The 22,884-nt window shown below is 71.1% G+C and carries 17 protein-coding genes; 4 read left to right on the forward strand and 13 right to left on the reverse strand.

Going from position 1 to position 22,884, the window contains the following annotated elements; all coding sequences use genetic code 11:
- Positions 1 to 37: 37 nt before the first annotated feature.
- The 11 genes from O0S08_RS04695 to O0S08_RS04745 form a co-directional block, all read right to left on the reverse strand.
- The gene (locus O0S08_RS04695; protein ID WP_269037771.1) at positions 38 to 2,653 is read right to left on the reverse strand and encodes a PAS domain S-box protein; all 2,616 of its coding nucleotides are present in this window, start codon (positions 2,651 to 2,653) and stop codon (positions 38 to 40) included.
- 495 nt (positions 2,654 to 3,148) lie between these two features.
- Complete coding sequence (locus O0S08_RS04700) at positions 3,149 to 4,450, reverse strand: MYXO-CTERM sorting domain-containing protein (protein ID WP_269037773.1); 1,302 nt, start codon at positions 4,448 to 4,450, stop codon at positions 3,149 to 3,151.
- Positions 4,451 to 4,759: 309 nt separating this feature from the next.
- Positions 4,760 to 5,905 (reverse strand): DUF7802 domain-containing protein, encoded by a 1,146-nt coding sequence (locus O0S08_RS04705; RefSeq protein WP_269037775.1) that lies wholly within the window; start codon positions 5,903 to 5,905, stop codon positions 4,760 to 4,762.
- Positions 5,906 to 5,991: 86 nt separating this feature from the next.
- A complete protein-coding gene (locus O0S08_RS04710; RefSeq protein WP_269037777.1) occupies positions 5,992 to 6,810 on the reverse strand; it encodes a sterol desaturase family protein in 819 nt (272 codons plus the stop codon).
- Positions 6,811 to 6,812: 2 nt separating this feature from the next.
- Positions 6,813 to 8,324 carry a Rieske 2Fe-2S domain-containing protein gene (locus O0S08_RS04715; protein ID WP_269037778.1) on the reverse strand — a complete coding sequence of 504 codons (1,512 nt, stop codon included), beginning with the start codon at positions 8,322 to 8,324 and terminating at the stop codon, positions 6,813 to 6,815.
- Between the two features lie 205 nt (positions 8,325 to 8,529).
- Entirely contained in the window at positions 8,530 to 9,255 is a 726-nt protein-coding gene (locus tag O0S08_RS04720; protein ID WP_269037779.1) for a hypothetical protein, read from the reverse strand.
- A gap of 613 nt (positions 9,256 to 9,868) precedes the next feature.
- Positions 9,869 to 10,819, reverse strand: a complete 951-nt coding sequence (locus tag O0S08_RS04725; protein ID WP_269037780.1) for an SPM autocatalytic domain-containing protein — start codon at positions 10,817 to 10,819, stop codon at positions 9,869 to 9,871.
- Positions 10,820 to 11,122: 303 nt separating this feature from the next.
- Positions 11,123 to 11,518: a DoxX family protein gene (locus tag O0S08_RS04730; RefSeq protein ID WP_269037781.1), complete on the reverse strand. Its 396-nt coding sequence runs from the start codon at positions 11,516 to 11,518 to the stop codon at positions 11,123 to 11,125.
- A gap of 63 nt (positions 11,519 to 11,581) precedes the next feature.
- Positions 11,582 to 13,240: an efflux RND transporter permease subunit gene (locus tag O0S08_RS04735; protein WP_269037782.1), complete on the reverse strand. Its 1,659-nt coding sequence runs from the start codon at positions 13,238 to 13,240 to the stop codon at positions 11,582 to 11,584.
- Between the two features lie 10 nt (positions 13,241 to 13,250).
- Positions 13,251 to 14,573 (reverse strand): aminotransferase class III-fold pyridoxal phosphate-dependent enzyme, encoded by a 1,323-nt coding sequence (locus O0S08_RS04740; RefSeq protein ID WP_269037783.1) that lies wholly within the window; start codon positions 14,571 to 14,573, stop codon positions 13,251 to 13,253.
- Between the two features lie 53 nt (positions 14,574 to 14,626).
- The gene (locus tag O0S08_RS04745) at positions 14,627 to 16,123 is read right to left on the reverse strand and encodes a CoA-acylating methylmalonate-semialdehyde dehydrogenase (RefSeq protein WP_269037784.1); all 1,497 of its coding nucleotides are present in this window, start codon (positions 16,121 to 16,123) and stop codon (positions 14,627 to 14,629) included.
- A gap of 482 nt (positions 16,124 to 16,605) precedes the next feature.
- Here O0S08_RS04745 and O0S08_RS04750 point away from each other — a divergent pair, with 482 nt between their 5' ends.
- Positions 16,606 to 17,697 (forward strand): hypothetical protein, encoded by a 1,092-nt coding sequence (locus tag O0S08_RS04750; RefSeq protein WP_269037785.1) that lies wholly within the window; start codon positions 16,606 to 16,608, stop codon positions 17,695 to 17,697.
- Positions 17,698 to 17,718: 21 nt separating this feature from the next.
- Here O0S08_RS04750 and O0S08_RS04755 read toward each other — a convergent pair whose 3' ends face one another.
- Positions 17,719 to 18,366 (reverse strand): hypothetical protein, encoded by a 648-nt coding sequence (locus O0S08_RS04755; protein WP_269037786.1) that lies wholly within the window; start codon positions 18,364 to 18,366, stop codon positions 17,719 to 17,721.
- 473 nt (positions 18,367 to 18,839) lie between these two features.
- Between O0S08_RS04755 and O0S08_RS04760 the strand changes: the two genes are divergently transcribed.
- The gene (locus tag O0S08_RS04760; RefSeq protein WP_269037787.1) at positions 18,840 to 19,412 is read left to right on the forward strand and encodes a DUF4142 domain-containing protein; all 573 of its coding nucleotides are present in this window, start codon (positions 18,840 to 18,842) and stop codon (positions 19,410 to 19,412) included.
- A gap of 451 nt (positions 19,413 to 19,863) precedes the next feature.
- Positions 19,864 to 20,226, forward strand: coding sequence for a hypothetical protein (locus O0S08_RS04765; RefSeq protein WP_269037788.1), 363 nt, complete (start codon positions 19,864 to 19,866; stop codon positions 20,224 to 20,226).
- A 118-nt stretch (positions 20,227 to 20,344) separates the two neighbouring features.
- Here O0S08_RS04765 and O0S08_RS04770 read toward each other — a convergent pair whose 3' ends face one another.
- Positions 20,345 to 21,772, reverse strand: a complete 1,428-nt coding sequence (locus O0S08_RS04770; RefSeq protein WP_269037789.1) for a GGDEF domain-containing protein — start codon at positions 21,770 to 21,772, stop codon at positions 20,345 to 20,347.
- Between the two features lie 397 nt (positions 21,773 to 22,169).
- Between O0S08_RS04770 and O0S08_RS04775 the strand changes: the two genes are divergently transcribed.
- Positions 22,170 to 22,685 (forward strand): hypothetical protein, encoded by a 516-nt coding sequence (locus O0S08_RS04775; protein ID WP_269037790.1) that lies wholly within the window; start codon positions 22,170 to 22,172, stop codon positions 22,683 to 22,685.
- The last annotated feature ends 199 nt before the right edge of the window (positions 22,686 to 22,884 follow it).

A 22,884-nucleotide genomic window follows, 5' to 3' on the forward strand; every position in this document is an offset into this window, starting at 1 on the left:
TGATGCATGTCCGAGAGGGCATGCCCGAAAGGACCGCTCACTCCGGCGGCGGCCGGCGCGGCAGCAGGCAGTGGAAGCTGGTGGTCTCGCCGGGGGTGCTCTCGACCCACATGCGGCCGCCGTGGGCCTCGACGATGCCGCGCGAGATGTAGAGGCCGAGGCCGAGCCCGGGGACGGAGCCCGCGCGGGCCTCGCGGGTGCGGGCGAACCGGCAGAACAGCGAGCGCTGCTGGTCCGGCGGGACGCCCTCGCCGTGGTTGGTGACGACCAACTCGACGGCGTCGTCGCGCGGGGCGACGTCGACGCGGATCTCCCGGCCCGGCTCGCCGTACTTCACGGCGTTGGACAGCAGGTTGTCGAGGACCTGCTGGATCCGGTCGGGGTCGACCCACGCCGGCTGCGGGCCCGCGGCGGCCGCCCGGATCGGCGCGCCGGGCAGGGTCTCGCGCGCCTGCTCGACCGCGCCGGCGGCCAGGGCGGCGAGGTCGACGAGGCGCGGCTGGACGGTCAGGCGGCGCGACTCGATGCGCGAGGCGTCGAGCAGGTCGTCGATCATGCGGCCGAGGCGGCGGCTGGAGGCCTTGATCCGCTCGAGGCCGCGGAGGGTCCGCTCGGGCGCGGCGTCGGGGCTGCAGCGCAGCAGGCCGTCGATGGTCAGCTCGATGACCGCGACCGGCTGCCGGAGGTCGTGCGCGACCACGGAGGTCCACTCCTCGCGCAGGCGCTCGATCTCCTTGAGGGTGCGGATGTCCTGGAACACGATCGCGGCGCCGGCGGGCTCGCCGACGGTGACGAGCGGGGTGGCGCTGACGAGCACCGGGACGGTGCGGCCGTCGGGGCCGACGATGCCGTACTCGACGCCGACCAGGGTCTCGCCCCGGGTCGCGCGGCGGGCCGGGGTGCGGTCGAAAGGCACGGGGGCGCCGGAGGGCTCGCGGATGTCGTAGAGGCGGTCGTCGGGGGTGCCGACGAGGCCCGAGCGGCGGGCGAGCGCGGCGGCGACGCGGTTGCGCAGGACGATCGTGCTCTCGCTGTCGACGATGATGATGCCCTCGGGCAGCTGGTCGATGACTGTCTGCAACCAGGCGCGCTGGAACGCCTCGCCGACGTAGCGGGTGGCGATCTCGATGGCCGCGCCGGCGCGCGCGGCCAGCAGCTCGATGAGCCGCTGATCCTGGATCGAGAATTCTTCGGCGCCGATCTTGTCGGCGAGGAAGAGGTTGCCGACCGAGCGGCCGTGGAAGCGGATCGGGACGCCGAGGAAGCTGTGCATGTCCGGGTGACCCGACGGGAACCCGCCGAAGGCGGCGTGCGCGTGGAGGTCGCGGGTGCGGATGATGCGGTTGTCGCGGGCGACGGCGCCGAGCAGGCCGATCGGCCGCGGGTTGCGGGCGATCCTGCGGGCGACGTCGTCGGCGACGCCGAGGGCGATCCACGGGTCGAACGGGACGGCGGGGTCGGTGCCGATGCCGAGCCCGACGTAGCGCGCGTCGGTCAGCGTCTGGGCCTGGCGGGCGATGACCTGCAAGACGGCGGCGAGGTCGGAGCGCGGCAAGTCGGCGACGGCCTCGGACACCGCGGCGGCGGCCCGCGTGAGGTCCTCGAGCTCGGCGCGCAGCCGCCGTTCGGCGTCGTGGGCCCGCTGGAGGGCCTCGTCGGCGCGCTTGCGCAGGGTGATGTCTTGACACGTGCCGATGCCGCGCAAGGGGACGCCGGCGCTGTCGAAGTCGACCTCGGCCCGCTCGCGGATCCACTTGACCTCGCCGCCGAGGACGATCCGGTGCTCGATGTCGAAGGGCGCGCCGGCGAGGGCGGCTCGCCACGAGCGGTCGAGGTGCCGGCGGTCGTCGGGGTGCACGAGCTCGAGGAAGCCGCGGTAGGTGAGCGTCGTGCCGCGCGGGACGCCGAAGATCCGGTAGCTCTCTTCGCTCCAGTAGACCTCGTCGCGCCGCAGGTCGAGCCGCCAGCTGCCGACGCCGGCGACCGACTGGGCGCGATCGAGGTCGGACTGCCGCTCGCGCAGGACCTCCTCGACGCGGCGGCGGGCCGAGACGTCGCGGACGTACGCCTGCCAGCGGCCATCGGAGAGGAGCCGGGCGCGCAGTTCCACCGGCACTGCGGCGCCGTCCTTGCGCCGCACGGTCGACTCGAGCGCCTCGGGCAGGTCGCGCAGGTCGGCGTCGCCGGCGTGGAGCAGCTCGGACAGCGACTTGCCCAGCAGCTCCGCGCGCGAGTAGCCGAGCATGTCACAGGCGGCCGGGTTGACCTCGGTGAGACGGCCCGCGAAGTCGGTGATGAGGATGCCGTCGGGCGCCTCCTCGACCAGCGAGGAGGTGAGCTGGCGGTGGGTATCCGCGAGCCGTCGCTCGGCCCGTCGCAGTCGCTCGTGAAAGAGGCTGAAGGCGATGCCCATGCCGACGAACACGGCCATCGGGATGATGGTGGCTGGGTCGTACTTGCGCAGCTGAAGCGACGGGGGGACGAAGAACCACCACACGAGCACGACGGACAGGGCAGTGGCGCCCAGGCCGGCGCGGAGGCCCGCGATCGAGGCGGCGAAGAAGACCGCCGGGTAGAAGCAGATGAACCACGTGCGGGGGATGAGGCGCCACAGGAGCAGCTGCAGGGTGAGCGCCACGAAGGGGAGCGACATCGAGGCGAGCAGGCGCGGCTCGAGGACGCTCGCAGAGCCCGCCGCTCGTGGCGGCGCGGCGGAGGGTCCCGGCGATCCGCGGGTCGCAGCGGGCGCGTCGCCGATCTCGCTCCGCCTGTCCGTGCTGTCGTGCTCGTCGGCGACGACGCGGCTCGCCATGGCGGAAGGTGTGAACCCGTTCGTCGGCGAGCGCCCGGACGGCGATGCGCGCGCGCACAGTGCCACGTTTCCGCGGGTGCGGCGCCGCGGGTGCGGCACGGTCGACGGTCCCCGGGGGGAGGTGGGCCGGCCGGGAGGCGGACTCCTGGTCCGACGCGCGAGGTCTGCGAGGCCGTAGCGAGGCGGGCGAGACGCAAGGCTGAGCCTGGCCCGGGTCTGCGTGGCGCCCGGCGAGCGCGCGGGGTCGGTCTCACGCGAAAGGCCGGCTCGCTTCGCCGAGCGCTGCTGGACAGAGGTGTCTGAAAGGGCATGTCTTTTGGAGCATGCCCTTCCGGACTAGCGGCGGCGCCGCCGGAGCAGCATGACAAGTGTCCCGAGAGACATGGCGAGGAGGCCATGTCCTTCGCGACTCGTGGTGCAGCCGCAGCCCTCGTCGGAGGCGGGCAGCAGGTCGGGGAGGCTGGCGTCGGGGGTGGCCTTGACGACGCGGGCGAACGCGCGGGGGTTGCCGGCGAGGTCGTAGGCGACCAGGACGAAGTTGTAGGCGGTGCCGTTGGTGAGGCCGCCGACGACCACCGAGTCGTCGCTGAAGTCGACGTGGTCGCTGCAGACGTGGTCCCAGGACAGGGCGTGGAGGCCGGGGCCGACGCGGAGCCGGCAGTCGCGGTCGCACAGGCCGTCGGGGTCGTTGTCCTCGCCGTCGTCGCAGGCCTCGCCGGCCTCGATGACGCCGTTGCCGCAGGTGTCGGGGTCGGTGACCGCGGCGGGCTCGAGCTGGACGGTGGAGAAGGGCTGGTCGCCGCACAGGTTGCCGGCGGTGAAGTAGTGGGTGCCGTCGTGCTCGGCGGTGGGATCGGGCGTAGCGAAGGCCTGGCCCGGCGCGGCGCCGCCGTCGGCCTCCTCGCACAGGACGCGGAAGCCGGCGATGTCGCCCGAGCTCGGCAGCTCCCAGTGGAGCTGGACCGCGCCGTTGCCTGGCTCGACGGACAGGTCGGTCGGCTGGATCAGCGGCGGCTGGTAGTCGAAGGCGAGCGACGGGATGCCGGACAGGGCCGAGAGGGCCTCGTCGGCGCGGACGAAGAACTCGGGCTCCTGGCAGTTCGCCATGGAGTTCTCGTTCGGTTTGCACATCCACAGGCCGGCCTCGCCGGCGCCGTCGCAGCCGCCAGCGACCATCACCAGGGGATCGTGGGCGAGGCGAGTGGGAGTCTTCGGCAGGAGCCCGTGGGCCAGGAAGGCGGGGTGGAAGGTGCTGCTGAGGCCGTAGATGTAGGTCGGGACGAGCTCCGCGGCGAGCATGCCGCAGCGCCGGAACGCGCCGGCGAGCGCAGTCTCGGCGACCGCGCACTCCTGGCCGATCATGGCCTGGAGTTGGTCGGCGGTGCTGGCCAGCTTGGTGTTCAACTGGATGTCGGCGCCGACCTGCTGGCCGCACTCGCAGCGGGCGCGGTTCAAGAACTGCCGCTGGTCGCGCTCGGTCATCGGCCGGACCTTCTCGCCGGCCTCGTCGGTGATGTGCCAGCTGACGGTGAAATCTGCCGGCTCGGGTAGCTCGGCCCGCGCGGTGGCTGCGAGGCACGGGGAGGCGAGCAGGATGGATAGCGGGAGGAGGCGCGAACGATACGACGCGTCAGACATGACTGCGGAACTTTGCCGGGTTCACGGTTGTTCCGCGAGCGCCTCGCGCGGCCGGGAGAGCGTCGACCTGCGACAGGTAGGACGGGCGGCCGCTACGAGGTGGTCCGAGCGAGCGACAGGAAAAGCACCTACTCGGTGCGCGTCGCTCGCAGGGCGCGGGCACGAAGCCTCGTTCCTGCGGGCGCGTGACGGACCGGCGAGCAGGTGGCGGAGATCGAGTCGGCCGGCTTCGACTGCCACCGAAAGGTCGCATTCTCGAGATGTTCGCAAGGACATGTCTTTTCAGTCATGCCCTTGCGACCAGAGGTATCAGCGGCGACGGCGGCGCAATGGGCCGAGGAGGAACGAGTAGAGGGCGATGCCGGCGACGCCGAGGCCGGACACGCCGGCGACCCATTTAAAAAAGCTGGTGTGCGGGCGGCCGCAGACGGTGTACCACTCGGCGCCGTCGGCGGGCGGCGTGGTGCAGGCGAACGTGTAGTCCTCCTCGAAGTCCTCGGCGCAGACGTACAGCCAGCGCGTGTGGCCGGTGATGTCGGTGGCCTCGACGTGGCACTGGCCGTAGGTCTGGTGCATGCTCGCGCTGACGTGGCGCTCGGGGGTGAAGGCCGCCATGATCACGGCCAGGCTCGTGAAGTAGAGGACCGCGGCGGCGTGGAGGATCCGGTCGGCGCGGCGCGGCTCGGCCGGGTCGGCGCGCTGGCGGCCGCGCCAGATCAGGAGGCCGTAGACGGCGATCACCGTGACGAGGCCGATCGGGCCCGGGACGCCGCCGTCGAGCTGCTGCAGGACGTTGAGCTGGAGCATCATCAGCAGCGTGCTGAGGCCGCACACCAGCGCCAGGCCCCTGGCGATCGTCTTGCCCGACACGGCGGGGTCGCGGTCGGTGGCCTTGCCGAGCAGCCACGAGAACGCGGCGACGAAGGTGATGACCCACATGGTGCTGCCGATCGGCGCGCCGAGCAGGCGGCTGGCGATCGGGGCGTCGCTGTCGTGCCAGGTCCACCACAGGAACTTGGCGCCGGTGATGTCGTAGGGGGCGTAGAACAGGCTGCCGGCCAGGCCGGTGAGGGCGGCGCGGGCCAGCGGCGGCAGGCCGAGGCGCCACACCGAGACCGTCGGGAAGTACATGAAGCAGACGTAGACGCAGGGGATGTACAGCGGCAGGCGCGGGGTGATCATGATCGTCCCCTGCGCCTGCCAGAAGTTGTCGACCAGCGGCAGGGCCATGAAGATCATGTCGTTGGCGGTGCCGGCCAGCAGCGCGCCGAACCACGCGAGCAGGTGCTTGCGCCGCTCGGCGCCCTGCTTCCACGCGTGCGTGAAGGCCAGCGCGGCGCAGGCGTAGAACAAATACTCGCCGAGCAGGAACGACGGCATGGTCGCCCACTTGTCGGCGGGGCTGGTGAAGACGTGCCAGGGGAGGTGCGGGGCGAGGTCCCAGGGGGCGTGCATGCGGGGCCGATCGTGGCGATGGGATGCTTGGCGGACGAGTCGTCGGGGCGATGAGATGCGCGGCGAACGAGCTCGCCGCGAGCGGGTCATTTGTAGCGGACGAAGTCGTCGTCGCTGCTGCCGCCCTCAGCCCCGGAGGGGCGTGAAGCCAGGCCCCGGCCGCCGTAGACGTCGGCGCCGTAGCGGCGGTTCTTGCGGCGGAGGGTGCCGTGGAGCCGGTCCCACAGCAGGAGGCACTGGCCGAAGTTGCAGTGGAAGTGGGCGTGGTGGTCGTCGTGGAACGTGGTCGGGCCCTGCCACGGCCAGCGCGAGCTCAGGCGCACGCCCGAGTGGTCGATGATGTTGAAGACGAGGATGTAGACGAAGACGGTGATCGCGGTGAGGTAGTAGATCGGCAGGAAGAACATCGGGATGAAGGTGACGCCCTGGAAGGTCAGGAACTCGACCGGGTGCATCGCGGTGACCACGAACGGGGTGGTCGCCACGTAGCGGTGGTGCCACGAGTGAACCTGGCGGAACACCAGCTTGTGGTGCATCGCCCGGTGGGCGTAGTAGGCCAGCAGGTCGACGAGCAAGAAGAAGGCGACGGTGCTGAACAGGAACCACGCCCAGCCGCGCTCGGCGAAGTCGAAGTAGAGGCCGGTCGGCAGGCCGCGGTCCAGGCCCCAGATGAAGGTGCCCGACAACAGCCCGCCGATGGTCATGTTCATCGTGCTGAGCTTCATCGCCTGCCGCTGCTGCTCGGGCCGGAGCCAGCGCTTCGGCTGGCACTTCCAGGCCTCGGGCTCGTGGCGGCGGAGGACGTAATAGCGGAGGTGGTAGTAGCCGCCGACGCCCCAGACGATGACGAGGCCGCCGACGATCGACCAGAACGCGAGGACGAGCCAGCGCAGGAACTCGTCCATGTTCACACCGCGGCGTCGAGGGGGAACAGGCGCTGCATCTTCATCGCCAGGCGCACGGGGCCGCGCAGGCGCCCGCGGCCGGTGGAGAAGGCGCGGGCGCCGTTGAGCTCGCCGTTGATCATGAGCAGGTAGTCCTCGGCCGACATCTCGATGGTGATGGTCGGCGAGGGGTGGGTGCCGGCGACCCGCTGCACGCTGCCGCCCTTGATCTCGGCGAAGTAGGCGCAGGCCTTGTCGCCGGTGAGCACCCACTGGATGACGACCTGCAGGTCGCCGGCGGCGGCCGGGTTGAAGCGCCGCTCGAGCGTCTCGAAGTAGTCGCAGACGGAGGCGAACTTGCCGGTGGCGGCGACGGGCCGCGGCTTGCGCGGGCCGAGGTCGATCAGGTGGGCGTCGAGGCCGGCGTCGTTGTTGTTGTTGCCGTCGTTGTTGTTGCTGCCGCCGTTGCTGTTGGCGGCCGGGGCCTGGGCCAGGGTGCGCAGCCAGCCCTTGAGCTTGCCGAGCGCGGTGGTCGGCTGAGCGGAGGCCGACGCGGGCGCGGCGGCCGGCTGGGCCGCGGCCTCGGGGTAGTCGTAGAACTGGCGGCACCAGCGGCGGTAGCGACCGATCGGGCCGTCGCCGCCGGCGAGCATCGGCTTGTCGAGATAGGCCTTGTTCTCCCAGATCGGGAAGTCCTTGGGGAAGTCGACCAGGAACGCCTTGTAGAAGATGTCCTCGATCTCGCGGGTGTAGCCCTCGTCCGCCATCTGCTTGATGTTGCTGACGCCGAAGATCGCGATCGTGTCCTCGTCGATCGGGGTCGGGTAGATCCGCTGGCGCGTGCGCATGTCCGAGGTCAGCACCGTGGTCGACGAGACGATGTGGCCGATGCCGTACAGCTTGACGTCGAGCTGGACGTCGTTGAACTCGTCGGGCATGTCGATCGGCGCGCCCGAGGCCTCCATGTGGAGGACGACGCGCATGAAGTGGCCCTCCTGCTCGACCGAGAGCACGTCGGTGCGGCCGACGTGGTGGACCGGGCCGAGGTGCGAGCAGTCGACGGTGTTCTCGGCGACCTCCTGCGGGTGCGAGCGCACGACCCACCGCACTGTCTTGTTGCCGGTCCAGCCCTCCTCGTCGAGTACGGGGACCTCGTAGGTCGGCGCCTGTCCTTTGGCGCAGTACCAGGCGAAGATCACGCCGTTCTGCTCGCGGATGTGCCAGGTCTTGACCGCCGCCTTGGGCGGGATCTTCGGCGCGTAGGGGACGTCGACGCAGGCGCCGTCGGGCCGGAAGCCCCAGTCATGGAAGGGGCAGCGCAGGCACTCGCCCTTGACGTGGCCGCCGCCGAGGTGCGCGCCGAGGTGCGGGCAGGTCTTGTCGACCGCCGACAGCACGCCGGACTCGGTGCGGAACACGACGATGTCCTGCCCGAAGTAACGGAGAGTCTTGACCTGCCCGGGAGCCACGTCCTCGGGGAAGCCGATGACGAACCAACCACGCGGAAACGAAGGGAAAGGAAAACGAGCGCCCACGGCCGCACACGGTAGCGGCGCGCGTCTCGCGAATCAATGCGGCGGAATTACGGGGTCGGCAGAGGTCTCGTGGGCCCTCGCCCCCAGAGGCGGGCAGTCTACGTGGGCGCTGTCGCACCCTGTACAAAAGGCCAGGCCCCGAAGGACCTGGCCCAAAAGACATGGCCGAAGAGACCCGCTCGCGCGAACGGGCGCCGGCGGGCGCTCAGGCGCGGAACCAGCGGGCGAGCGGGCGGGCGTAGGTCAGGGGGATGAGCAGCATCAACGAGGCGAGCAGGGCGAAGCCGGGCCCGTGGAGGATCAGGCTGCCGCTCGGCGTGGTGAGGAAGTATCCATGCGTGGGGGCGCCGAACAGGCCGAGGCCGTCGCCGAGGGCGATCGCGCCCGCGCCGGCGGCCGCGAACAGGCTCCACGTGCGCCCGCGGATCAGGCCGACGAGGGCGGCGACGCCCAGGCCCAGGGCGACGAGGTGCAGCGCCGTCTCGCGCGGGGCGAGCGTGAAGAGGATGAGGAAGGGGATCGACATGCCGGCCGACTTGATCGAGCGGCGCAGCAGGATCAGCGACTCCTCCTGGAAGTTGTAGCGCTCGACGCAGGCCTCGCTCCGCTCGTAGCGGGCGGCCATGCCCTCGCCGCCGAGGAACAGGGCGACCAGCAGGTGCGAGATGCCGAACACCAGCAGCGACGGCTCGGGCCCCGTCTGCGGCAGCGCCAGCAGCGAGAACGCCCCGAACTGGCCGAGGCCGATGGCGAACCACCGGGCCCAGAACCACTCGGCGGCGACGCCGACGAAGGCCACGCCGTAGACCGTCGCCAGAGCGAGGTAGCAGGCGTACACGTCCTCCGGGCCGATCAGGGCGACGAGCAGGAAATTCCAGAAGTAGAGGCTCACGAGGAGCAGGGAGATCGCGCGTCGGATGCCGAGAAACATGGTGGAGTGTCGCAAAGCCTACGCCCGCCCGGGGACCGGTGCAACGACGGCGGAGGCCGCGCGGACCGCCCACCGCCCAGGGCCGCCTCGGCAGGAGGTCGGGAGATGTCTCTTCGGACAGGTGAGCGGCGGGGGCGCGGGGGCGCGCAGGTCGCGAGGACCCGAAGTTGACCCGGAGTTGGCGGACTCGACCGCGGCCCCGCGCCCTCGACGAGAGCCGGACCGACCTCCGCGGCTCGGACGGAGTGCAGGGAGATCCACGCTGGCAGGATGGCGGAGGTCGCGAACGTCGCCAGCCCCGGACGAGCGACAGGATCGCGGAGTCGTGAACGTCGCCGGCCCCGGAAGGTGGCAGGATCGCGGGTCCGGCAAGCGGCAGGATCGCGGAGTCGTGAACATCGCCGGTCGCGGACGAATGGCAGGCTCGCGGAGGTCGTGAACGTCGCCGGCGCGGGGCGGCAGGCTCGCGGAGGTCGTGAACCTCGCCGGCGCGGGGCGGCGGCAGGTTCGAGGGTGAATAAAAGGACATGTTCATTGGAACATGTCCTTTTGCGCATGTAACAGCGAGGGCCGCGCCGGGGTGAACCGGCGCGGCCCTCGTGCGCGGCGGCGCTCACTGGCAGGAGAGGTGGACGTCGACGACCTCGCCGAAGCGCTCGCGGCCGACGGCGTCGCGCCAGGTGAAGGCGGCCCGCTCGATCTCGCAGTTGGAGCGGCCGTCGCAGCGCGAGTCGTTGCGGTAGGTCAGGCCGATGGCGACGATGCCGGCGGAGGTGATGGGGGTCAGCTCCCAGCTGGTGGAGCGGCGGTCGGCGTCGTGGTCGGCCCACAGGAGCAGGCGGGCGAAGCCGGGGTCGCTGGCGGAGATCTTGCCGTCGCGGTCGGTGTCGAGCTCGGCGAGGGCAGTGAAGCCGTTGTCGGCCAGGCCGCCGTTCTTCAGGACGGTGGCGCTGCCGAACAGCTCGCGGCCGGCCTCGATGGCGCCCGAACCATCGCGGTCGAAGGCGAGCCACGGGGTGACGGCGGTCGGCCAGTCGGTGGCGCCGCAGGTCGGGCCGAGGTCGAAGGCGGCGGCGGTGCTGTGGTAACGCACCGGGTCGCCGCCGAAGTTGAAGACCAGCGGGGTGGAGGTGCCGTCCTCCTCGCAGTAATCGGCCCACCACGGCTCGCCCTTGGCGTCGAGCTCACAGGTCAGGCAGCCCTGCTCCTCGCCCGGCTCACACGTGGGCTCGGCGAGGCAGACGCCCCAGTGGTACTTGGCTTCGGGGACACCGTAGTCGGAGGCGCAGTACTGGATGCCGCCCTCGCAGGCGCGAGAGGTGCCGACGATCTCCAGGTTGCACTCCGCTTCCTCGGGAGTTCCGGTGGTCGTGGTCTCGCTCTCGCCGCCTTCGGTCGGATCTTGCGGGCTCGCGGTGCCGGTGCCCTCGGAGTCGACGCCCTCGCTCTCGGTGCCCTCGCTGGCGGCGACGTTGCTGTCGCCCGGCTCGGGCTTGCTGTCACAGGCGATCAGGGCGGGGGTGAGCAGGAGCGAGGCGACGGTGAGAGCGGTGCGGGTCAGCATGCCTGGCCGGGAAAGCGAGGCTCGTGCCATGGCGAGATCATTGAAGAATCGTCCGAGTGCCGGGGGCCGGGCGCTGGCGCCGCGACAGGCCTGTCGTGCGCACAGTTCGAGGTCGCGGCGGCCATGACGCAAGCGCCGTGACGCGGTCGCCGGGCCCGAGAAGAGACGAACTCGAAGTCGCGGCCCGGTGTCGCTCGTACGCTGCGGCCCATCGGGTAGCTGTCGCTGTTCCGAGGAGCCGCCGCTGGCTCGTGTGCGTCGAGAGTTGCGTGCCGCTGCGCGGCTGCAGTCGCGCGGCCGGGCTCAGCGCTTCAGCGGCAGGAGGGCGCGCAGGCGAGGATCGCGGAGGTAGAGGCCGCCCCAGGCGATGGCGCCGAGGATGACGGGGAAGAGGATGTTGCCGAGCGTGTCGCCCATGCGGGCGTGGACGTCGACGGCGCCGCCGAGGTAACCGGTGACGAGGATCGCGCCGAGGACGCTGGTCGCAGGGATGGCGTAGAGGAGCGTGACGAGCAGCTCGACGATGCCGATCTTCAGCAGCGCGCCGTCCGGGTAGCCCATCGCCTTGAAGCCCGCGACGGCCTCGGGGTTCGACATGAGCTTGGCCGATGCGCTGAAGAGCAGCATGAGGACCGGGAGGACCGAGAGGACGATGCCGACGCGCCGCGGCCAGGGGTTGGAAGCGTGGGACTCTGTCATGGCCCAAGGAGCTTGACCAGCGGCAGCCGGTCGCACAAGAAGGCACACGCGTGTGACCACCGGCTACGGATCGATCTCCGGCAACTCGCCGGCCTGCGCGACGGCGATGCCCACCGGCAGCTCTAAGTCGTTGATCGCGCGGCGGACCGCCTCGACGTCGGCGGCGCTGCGCAGGCGAACTTCGACGGCGGCGACCGCGACACGATCGATTCGGTAGAGCGGTCCGCCAGTGGTGGTCTGCACGCGGACCAGGTCGCTCAGGGGGATCGGGCCGGTCGGCGAACCGACGTGGAGCTCGCGCGCCAGCTGTTCGATGGGACCTGTTCGATCGAGCACGTCGATGTCGACCGCGAGCTCGGGCCCGAGGCGCAGGCCGTCGGCTCGCGAACCGCGGACGGTGACCGGGCCGACGGCGAGGCGAACGACTGCAGCGGCGGCCGCGACCGGGACGCCGCGCGCCGCGAGGTCGTCGCGGGACAGCTCGACCTTGAGCGAACCGGGCTCCGGCGCCCGGACCTTGAGGCCAGTGACTCGGGGCAGGCCGGCGAGGCGCTCGGCGAGGCGGCGGGCCAGCCCAACGCGGAGGTCCGGATCTTGCCCCTGGACGTGGAGGCTCAGGCCGTGATCGGCGCGGGCCCGCGGGGCGATCGCTGCGACGCGCGGAGAACCTGTACAACGGGACATGGCGTTTCGGGCATGTTCGATGGGGAAGGTGACGGAGGTGCCGAGCTGCAGGCGGACGCGCGCGAGCGGCTCGCCGGGGGCGGGCTCGGCGACTGTGAGGGCCCAGGCGGGCAGGTCGGGGAGGGCGGCGAGGCAGGCGGCGACGGTGGTGCCGAGGTCGTCGCGGGGCTGCAGCTCGGCGGTGAGGACCGCGAGGTCGCCGTCGTCGGGGAGGGGGTCGGCGAAGAAGTCGACGGTGGGCGAGACGAGGTCGACTGCGTGCGGGCGGGCGCGGGTCGAGACGTCGCGCGGGTCGGCGCCGGACTGGGTGAAGGCGGTGAGGAGGGCGACGGGGCCGCGGGCGGTCCAGGCCCGGCAAGGAGGCGGGCGAAGGCCGTCCTGCAGGATTGCGACGTCGCGCAGCCGCAAGGAGCCGGCGATCGGGAGGGCGGCGAGGCGCTCGAACAGGGGGGCGGCGCTGTCGTCGGCGAGGGCGGCGGTGACTGCGTCGACGAGGCGGTCGAGCGGGACGCCGGCGAGGCGGGAGCGGTCGAGGACGACCGCGGCGCGCCGCTCGCCGACGCCGCAGACGTCGATGCGGCCGACGCCGCTGACTCGCTCGAGTCCGCTGCGCACTGTGTCGGCGAACTCGGGGAGGGTGGCGATCGCCAGGGCCGGCTCGGCGCCGCCCAGGCGGTGGAGCACCGGCGGCTCGGCGGACCGCGGGAGCAGCGAGAGGACGCCGCCGAGGGCCTCGTGCACCGCCTCGAGCGCGCCGGCGTCGGTGAGGGTGGCGACGACGTCGACGCGGCCTTCGAGGCTGCGGGTGTAGAGCCGGCGGACGGCGGGGAGCCGGGCCAGGGCGGCCTCGACCGGCGCGGCGACCGAGGCCTCGAGCTCGTCCGCGGGGTCGCCCGGGCTGGCCACGCCGACGCGGACCTGGACCGGCGGGGGCGGAGGCGCGGGCTGGGCCTCGGGCGGCGGAGGCGGGGCGGTGCAGGCGGCGAGGGACAGGAGGACCGAGAGGACAGGGCCGAAGCGACAGGGCCTTCGCGCCATGTCCATACGGTCAGCCTTCGACGGCCTCGTCGGTGATCTGCAGGCCGCGGTCGATGATGGCGAAGCCCTCGCGCAGCTCGGCCTCGGTGATCGACAGCGGCGGGTTGCACATCAGGGTCCACCAGTGCGAGATGGTGAACAGGCCCTCTTGCTTGAAGAAGGCCATCATGCGGTCGATGGCCGGGTGCGAGCCGTTGTAGGGGGCCATGCGGGTGCCCTGGCGGTCCTTCTGCAGCTCGATGGCGCCGAACAGGCCGATGGCCCGGAAGTCCCGGACGCTGGGGTGCTTGGCCTTGAGCGCGGCCATCTCGGCGAGCATGACGTGCTGCATGCGGGCGGCGTTGCCGACCATGTCCTCCTCGAGCATGACGTCGAGGACGGCCTCGGCGACGGCGAGGCAGAACGGGTGGGCGTTGTAGGTGAGGCCGCCCCAGAACACGTTGTCGCGGAAGTGGGCGGCGATCTTGTCGGTCACGCCCATGGCGCCGAGCGGGACGTACGACGACGTGAGGCCCTTGGCCATGGTGAGGATGTCGGGCTGGGCGCCGAAGTGCTCGAAGGCGAACAGCTTGCCGGTGCGGCCGAAGCCGCACATGACCTCGTCGCACACGAGGAGGATGCCGTACTTGTCGAGCAGGGCGCGCAGGCCGGGCAGCCAGCCCTCGGGCGGCGACTGGATGCCGTTGGTGCCGATGACCGTCTCGACGAACATCGCCGCGATCGTGTGCGGGCCCTCGTACTGGATGACCTCCTCGAGGTAGCGCAGGTGATTGGCGGTGCGCTCGGCGTCGGTGGTGCCGAAGGAGTAGTCGTAGGGGATCGGGTCCATCACGCGGATGAAGCCCGACGCGCCCGGCTCGTTGGCCCAGCGGCGCGGGTCGCCGGTCATCTGCATGGCCGCGTGGGTGGCCCCGTGGTAGCTGCGGTAGCGGCTGAGGATCTTGTGCCGGCCGGTGTAGAGGCGCGCGGCCTTGATCGCGTTCTCGTTGGCCTCGGCGCCGCCGAGGGTGAAGAAGAAGCTGTTGATGTCGCCGGGCACGAGCTCGGCCAGGCGCTTGCCCAGCCGCGCCCGCACCGGGGTGGCCGCGCTCGGGGCGGCGAACAGCATGTGGCCGTCGATCGCCTCCTTCATCCGCGCCAGCACCTTCGGGTGGCTGTGGCCGATGTTCACGCTCATCAGCTGGCTGTTGAAGTCGAGGTAGCGCTTGCCCTCGGGGGTGTAGAGGTACACGCCCTCGGCCCGCTCGAACGCGAGCGGCTGCAGCGGGCCGCTCTTCGACCACGACCACATGGTGTGTTGCTTGCAGAGTTCGACGATGGTGCGGCTGTCCATGGCGGAGATCCTCGAGGGTTCGTGAGGCTCGGAGGGCTGTTCGGACATGTCCCTCAGGACATCCAGGTGGCGTCCTTGCTGAGCTGCCAGCGGGTGGTCAGCTTGCGCGCGCGGGTCCAGAAGCGCAGGCCGTCCCAGCCGGTCAGGTCGCCGGCGCCGAACAGCGACTGGTTCCAGCCGCCGAACGAGAACGGCTCGCGCGGGACCGGGACGCCGATGTTGACGCCGCACATGCCGGCCTCGAAGCGCTCGACGCAGTAGCGGGCGACCGCGCCGCTCTGGGTGAAGATCGAGGCGGCGTTGCCGTAGGCGCTGGCGTTCTCGATGGCGAGCGCCTCGTCGACGGTGCGGGCGCGGATGATCGAGAGGACGGGGCCGAAGATCTCCTCGCAGCCGGCCGGCATGTCCGGCTTGACGTGGTCGAGGATCGTCGGGCCGACCCAGTGGCCGACGCCGCCGGGGCCCCTGGCGCCGCGGCCGTCGAGCAGGACCTTGGCCCCGCGGCGCTCGGCGTCGGCGATGTAGTTGGTGATCCGCTCGACGGCGCCGCCGTGGATGACGGGGCCCATGTCCTCGCCGAGGCGCAGCTTCCTGGCGTTTGCGACGATCGCGTCGACGATCGGGTCGACCTCGCCGACGGCGATCATCAGCGAGGCGGCCATGCAGCGCTGGCCGGCGCAGCCGTAGGCCGAGGCGACGACGGTGGTGCTGGTCAGCTCGATGTCGGCGTCGGGGACGACCAGCAGGTGGTTCTTGGCCCCGCCGAGGCACAGGGCCCGCTTGCCGGCGGCGGCGCTGCGCGAGTAGACCGCCTTGGCGACGCGGGTGCTGCCGACGAAGCCGACGGCCTTGATGTCGGGGTGGTCGGCGATGGCCTCGACTGCGGCCTGACCGCCGTTGACGGTGTTGAACACGCCCGCGGGCAGACCTGCCTCTCGGAGCAGCTCGGCCAGCTTCATCGCGCCGTAGGGGACGACCTCGGACGGCTTGAGGATGAAGGTGTTGCCCGACACCAGCGCCTGCGGCAGCATCCACAGCGGGACCATCACCGGGAAGTTGAACGGGACGATGCCGGCGCACACGCCGAGCGGCTCGTAGGTGATGCTGCAGTTGATCCCGCGGCTGACGTCGAGCTGCTCGCCGGCGACCATGTTCTGCAGGCTGATGCCGTACTCGAGGCACTCGATGCCCTTGAGCACGTCGGCCCGGGCCTCGCCGATGACCTTGCCGTTCTCGTGCGAGACCAGCCAGGCCAGCTCCTCGAGGTCGCGCTCGAGCAGGGCCTTGAGGCGGAACAGGACCTGGACCCGCTCCTTGATCGGGGTGTCGCGCCAGCCGGGGAAGGCGGCCCTGGCGGCCTCGACGGCGCGGGCGACGTCGGCGGCGCCGGACATGGTGACCTGGCCGAAGGACTTGCCGTGGCGCGGGTTGTCGATCGGCAAGCTGTCGCCGGCGGCGGACGGGGTCCACTCGCCGCCGATCCAGTTGTTGCACGGGACGTAGGGCGTGAAGTCGTAGCTGCGGGCAGGGAAGCGCAGGTCGTTCGTCATGGCGCGGCTCAAGCCTGAGGGATATCCCAGGCCGCGCCGCGGCGAAAGGGGGCCGGGGCCGGCCGGTCGGGCCCGGAACGGGGATCTGCGGCGCAAAGTCGGGGGGCGGGGGGCGCGGGCGGCTGGGCGCGGCGGGAATTTTGATACGGAAGTCCATCCATGCGGCGGGCGCGGCGGGGAGGGGCGGCGGTCGTGTCGCCGCGGCTCCGTGGGCCCGGCGAGGTCGTGGCGACGGTGCGAAGGGCGGCTCGCACGGAGATGAGCGGCGACAGTGCGAGTGATCCGCGGGGGTCGAGGGGCGGATGGATATGTCCTTCGGGACATGTCGCGGGGCGAGGTGTCAGGGGCTCGTGGCGAGCTCGTGGTCGAACGGGCGCTCGCAGATGGAAGACAGGGAATGCATGAGGCGAGCGTCGCTCGCTGCTGCTCGGTTCGCGCGCGATCGAGCCCCGCGGGGGAGGGCTCTGCGCTATGGTCGATCCATGTTCGTGCGACGAATGGTCTTCACGCTCACCTCCTGCGTCCTCGCTGCCTGCGGCGACGCCGGGCGCCCGGATGGCGGGGCGTCGGCGACGACGACCGCGACGACGACGGCGCCCTCGACGGGCAGCGCGACTAGCACGACGGCCGACCCGCCGACGTCGAGCTCGAGCTCCGGCGACTGGACCGCCACCGGCACCAGCGCGGCGCCGACGACGTCCACCGGCGACGAGCCGACGGGGACCACGGCGGTGACGTCGACGACGACCTCCGCGACCACGGTCGACCCGTCGACGAGCACGACGGAGCCGAACTTCTGCGACCCGCAGGCGGTGGCCGACACCGTCGCCTTCAGCTACGTCAAGAAGTTCGACACGGGGATCCCCGACAAGGTGCTGCAGGCGTCGTTCTATAACGGCGACGCCGACGAGGTCATGATCATGTCGTTCAGCGGCAAGGCCCGCCGCTTCACCACCGACGGGACGCCCAAGGGCGACGTGCTCGACGTGCCGCCCGAGGCGCTGCCGAAGCTCGACGGGGCCACGTACGACGCGAAGCTGCAGCGCGGGCTGCTGATCAACCAGGACTGCGTCCTCAACGAGGTCGACCCGGTGACGCTGGCGGTGCTCGAGCCGCCGCAACAGCTGGGCTTCGGCATGAGCATCTGCGCCGGGCTGGCGCTCGGCCTCGACGACAACCTCTACATCGCCAGCTACGGGACGAACGAGCTGGTGGTGCTGTCCCGCGACGGGCTCAGCGAGGTCCGCCGCGTCGACATGCCGGGGCAGGTCGGCATCACCGGCTTCGACGGGATCGCGCTCATCGCCGGCAGCGAGAACTTCTTGGTGATGAGCACGGCCCCCGACGCCCGCGCGGCCATCATCGACCCTCTCGGCGGCGTGGTCGCCCCGGCCACCAAGCTCGGCCTCGCCGAGGCGCCGCTGCTCGGCGGCGCGCCGATGCTGCCCGACGCGGTCCTCACTCTCTGCGGCAACGGCCACGCCTGGCTGTGCGAGGCCTACGACGCGACCTGCTTCGACTACGCGCCCGACGACGGCGACAAGGACGCGTGCGGCTGCCTGATCCCCCAGTGATCGGCGCAAGGGGTCGGAGGTTCAGCTCTCGCAGCTCTGCGCCTCGGGGACGCAGACCACCAGCTCGTCGGCGAGGCCTTCGGTGAGGCAATCGTAGCGCTCGCGGCTGGTGGCGAGGGCGAGGCAGGCCTCGAAGTAGGCCGGCTCCTCGAGGCTGTGCCGGGTGTCGGGGCCCGAGTAGTCGCAGAGGTCCATGCCTCCCGACTGGGTGACGATCGCGTTGCCGTCGGCCTGGATGTACACCTGGGTGTTGTAGGCCCACTGGCCGAAGAACTCGCGGTAGTACCAGGAGATCCGCCCGGGAGTGCGATCGCGCAGGGCCTCGAGGGCGCATTGCAAGGCGGCCTCGTCCTCGACGGGCTGGTCGTCGGGGCAGGTCTCCTCGCAGTTCAGGCCGGCGCCGGCGCAGAGCTCGGCGCCGCAGGTCGCCTCGTCGGCGAGGCAGGCACAGGCGGGGTCGAGCGGTTCGTCGCCGGTCGTGTCGGTGTCGGGCGGCATGGTCACGCTGTTGGCGGTGGTGTCCGGCGCCTCGGTCGGGTCGTAGGTGCCGCCGGTGAGGGCGGTGCCGTCGTCGGCGCCGGACGCCTCGGTGGCGGAGTCACTCTTGTCGGCGCCGCAGGCGAACAGGAACGACACGCTCATCGCGCAGCTCAGGGTACGTAAGTGCATGGGCGGAAGGTGGCACGACGGACCCGGACGGACAAGCCGCGCGCCGGGGCGAGGACGGCGGGGACGCGTCGCGCTGGACGGGCGAAAAGGGCCTGCTCGTGGCTGTCGGGAGCAAAATGTGTTCTAAAGGACAGGCTAATTTCAAAGCCTTTCGCGCTGGCGACGGGCGATGTGGTTTTACTTAATTCGCGAGGGGTGTCAGCTCTCGCGATTGGGCGGCAAGGAGAGCGCGGGGCCGTGGGGACGTCGACACGGCTCGGCCCGCCGATGCGCCGGCCGGACGCTCGCTCGCGCCAGGTGTCTCAAGAGAAATGTCGTGAGGGACATTGTGGGCTCGGGTGCTCGAGTCTCGGCGCAGTCGGTGGCTCCCGCGCAGGGACGGTGGGGCGCGACGAGGCGCGGGCGCGGGGACGCGACTCGGACTTTCGCGCGGAGAACTGCGCCGGCGCGGGGGCCCGGTCCACGGTAATGCCATGTCGATCTGCAGGTCCGTTGTGCTGGGGATGATGGTCGCGGCCGGCGGAGCTTCAGGCGCGGCGGAGCCCGCCCCGTCGCTCCCGCTCGTGGCGGTGCCGCGCCCGCCGGCGTCCGACGCCGAGCTCCTCGGGGTGCTGGCGACGATCCACGCGGTCAATCGCGCGGCGGCCGAGCCGGGCCGCAAGCGGGGGAAGGACCCACGGGTGCAGGCGCTGGCGGAGGAGATCGTGCACCACGCCTGGGTGGGGCAGCACCGCACTGCGGCGCTGGTCCGGAAGATGGAGGTCAAGAACGTCGGCGGCGATACGACCGACGGGCTGCGCTTCGCGGCCAAGCGAGCGTTCCCCGAGATGGAGTCTCTGGCTCGTGGGCGCGAGTTCGACGAGGCCTGGCTCGCAGGACAGATCGAGACGCTGACGCTGGTGATCGACACGATCAACAACAAGTCGCGGCCATACGCGCAGGCGCAGGCGCTGCGCGACGAGCTCGTGAGGGTGGTGGAGCAGGCGGCCGCCGATCTGGTGGCCGCCGAGACCGTGCGCGCGGAGCTGGGGAAGCCGACGAGCTGACTGTGCTGGTGGAGGCGTCGAGATCGGCCGGATGAGATCCGCCGGGAGGAGGATGTCGCGGGGGTGAGCGACGGCTTCCTGACCTGGGCCGTCATCCGCGGGGAGGACCGGGCCGGGAGGAGTGCTTCCGCGGGTCGACTGCGCCGGGACGGCTCTGCGCTGGCAGATGGGGCCGCCGCACGATGGCCTGCGAACGGCTGACGCCGCTGCGACGACGAGGCCGGGTGGCGGGGCCTCGCGGGCCTCGTAGGCCAACATGGCGGTCCTTGCCGATGCACGCGACCCGGTCTCGCCCTGGCACGCGTGCGTCGGGGGACCGGAGGCCGCGAGACCCCAGAGCGTCAGGAGGGCCTGCGGCGATCGGCGATAGGCGAGGAGGCGCGCTCGTGCGATGCTGCCCGCGGATGCGACGGCGTGTGGCGTCGCTTCCTCTCACCCCCAGGAGAATGTCATGACCCTGTCGATCAAGCTCTCGCTGGCCGCGCTATTCGTCGCGGCGTTCGTCGCTCCCGCCTGCTCGGGCGGCGGCGCAGACTCGCTGTGTGCCAAGGCCGCCGGTCCGCTGGCCGGTATCGTGATCCTCGAGGCCAAGGAGACCGGCGATTCGCCCGAGATCATGAAGACGCTCAACGCGGAAGTGACGGCCGAGTGCGAGGCGCAGAAGTTCGCGGAGAAGCACAAGGACGTGCTCGAGTGCTACGACAAGAACCGCTCGGCGATGGGCTATCGCCTGTTCAAGTCGTGCGCGGAGGAGCCCGGCAAGACGCTGATCGCCGCGGTGGTGGCCAAGCACGGCGGCAAGAAGCCGCAGTAGGCGAGGCGGACGGACGAGGGCGGTCGCCGCGAGGCGGCTGCCCTCGCGCGCTCGAGAGGAGGGGATAGGAGGAGCTTGGAACATGTCCTGATGGACATGTGAGTGTGACAGGGCTCGTTCAGCGCCCGTCAGGCTGACGGCGGCTCTCGAGCTTCGCGGCGTACAGGTGTTGCTCGACAGCGTCGATCAGGCGGTCGGCGGTGTAGTTGTCCTGGTTCGCTTGCGCGATCGCTGCCGAGATGGTCACCGAAAACGTGCGGCCGTCGGCGGTGAAAGTGTGGGCCGCGAGCTCCGTGCGGATCTGCTCCGCCAGCGCCGCGGCGCCCGCAGCGTCTGTCCCTGGCAGCAGCAGCGCGAAACGGTCGCCGGCGTGGCGCGCCAGGGCGTCGCCCGGGCGCACGTGCTGCCGCAAGCGCTGCGCGGCCTGTCGCAGCACCTCGTCGCCCGCCGGGTGCCCGTAGGTGTCGTTGACCCGCTTGAAGCGATCGAGGTCGAACAGCACCAGCGTGAGCGGTCGTCCGATGTTTCTCGCGTCTTTCAGCTCGCGGTCGATCTGCCCGACGAGATGATGGCGGTTGTGCAACCCCGTCAGACCGTCGAACTGGGACAGGGAATACCTCGGCTCGGGGATCCGCGGCACATCGACCAATTTAAAGATCGTGAAGCCGATCCATACGCGATCGCCGAGGCGCAGCAGCGCCTCCTGCACCTGATCCTGGTTGACGTAGACGCCATTGGTGCTGCCGTTGTCGATCACCCACCAGCCGTCGGCGCGTTTTTCGAAGCGCGCGTGGCTGCGGGAGACGGCGTCGCCGGGGAGCACGATGGCGTTGTGGGTGCCGCGGCCGACCGTGATCGGCGCGGAGGAGGGCTCCAGCGCGTGAAGCTGACCGAGGAGTTCCGCGTTGCGCGAGTAGATGATGGCGAGGAAGCACGAGCCTGCCGGAGACCGGGCGCCGGCCGTCGAGCCTCGTCCGCCCGAGAACAGGTGCGCGGCCCAAGTTCCGACCGGGTCGGGCCTGCCGAGCACATCCTGGCTCTCGATGCCGCCGTCCGACAGGCGCTTGGGGATGGCGATGCACTGGCCCGCGAGCGCCCGCGACTCGGCGTCGGCGACGGTGTCGCAATAATAGACGCGCTCCTTGCACTGCTGGCAGAAGCGGACGGACTCGGCGTCGGTCGGGGCGAGCGTCTCCCAGCGCTTGGTGCAGGCGAACGTGAAGCGGACCCTCGGGCGCTCCTGCATGGCGCCCTGGCTGCCGCAGTTCATGATCACGTCGCGCAGCAGCACGTTCGCGTAGTCGAACCCGATCTTCCGCGACAGCTCGATGAACCGCGCGATCACTGCGGGATCGTCGGCGGCGTGCGAATGGAGGGCGACCTCGAGGCGCAGCCATTCGGCGCGCTCGGGCTCCCTCTCCTCGACGAGCTGCGCATACGCGAGCCGATCGGCGTCGCTCAGCGCATTGCCGAATGCCTTGTGGATGAAGGGGCGCTCGTCCTCGAGGCTCAGGTAGTCGTAGAGGCGGGACCGCGCCTGTTCCACGGCGAAGAGCATAACACACCGGCCCGCGAGCGCCGTCCCGCCGGGCTGTGGGCGGCCTGCCACGGGCGAGGTGACGGATCGCTGTCCGCACGAGAATCAGGCGGCGAAGTCGAGCCTGGGCGCGATCGCCCTGGAGGTGCACGTCACGATGTGTTCACTGTTCACCCGCGACGTGGGGCTCGAGCCGTTCGAGCGCGAGGATCGATGCGACGGGTGGTCGGTGCCTCGACGATCGGGGGAACACGCGACATGCTCGTGCGTGGGCGCCGATACCACGTCGAGTGTCGACGGCGGCGGCGAGCGTCGGCATCGTCCGGGCCCGCCTCGACGGGGTCGACTGTGCACGGAGGATGGCCCGTGGTAGGTTGGGTGCCCCGATCTACAGGCTGCCGACCTCATGGAAGTCGTCGTGAACAAATACTACGCCCCCGCCCTCGACGCCTTGCCGGCGTCGCAGCGGCGTCACTTTCAGAAGCGACTCCTCGCGCTCACGGCCCGCGCCAACGCGATCGAGAACGGCGAGGACGAGCCGATGGACCGGGAGGCGCTCGCCGATCTGGGGTACGATCTCGGCGATTCGCTGGGCATCTCCTCGGAGGAGCTGCAGATCTTGCTGGAAGACGTGTTCGACGAGTCCGTCGATTCGCTGAGCTCGCTGCTCGAGGAGGTCCGCGCCGACGCGTGGGCCGCCAGGGCCCAGGAGGCGCTCTACGCCTGCCCTCACTGGGTGACGCTCCGGATCGTCGACAGCGATCTCTGGGATGAGGAGGGGGCGGAGGCGATGCGAAAGCAGACGAAGCGCTTCCTCGACAAGCTGGCCAAGGCCCTCGCGCTCGACCCCGCGACGCGCAAGCGCATCGAGTCCGACACCCGCGCGCTCCGGAGCAGCGACGAGGACGAAGACGACGACTGAACCGGCGCCTCTGCGCGCCGAACGACGTCGGCGCGGTGGATCGCTGGGTATGCATTCACAGCGAGCGCGGGTCGAAGAGCATCCTCACCCATGAGGTGATTCGCCGGCGAGCGGAGCAGGAGCCGGCAGCGGCGTCGGCTGCGCCAGCTCGCGGGACGCACGTGCGGCGGTGACGCTCGCGGCAGCTCCACGGCCTCCG

Origin of the sequence: Nannocystis punicea, from assembly GCF_026965555.1 — a bacterium.
In the GTDB taxonomy this organism is placed as follows: domain Bacteria; phylum Myxococcota_A; class Polyangia; order Nannocystales; family Nannocystaceae; genus Nannocystis; species Nannocystis punicea.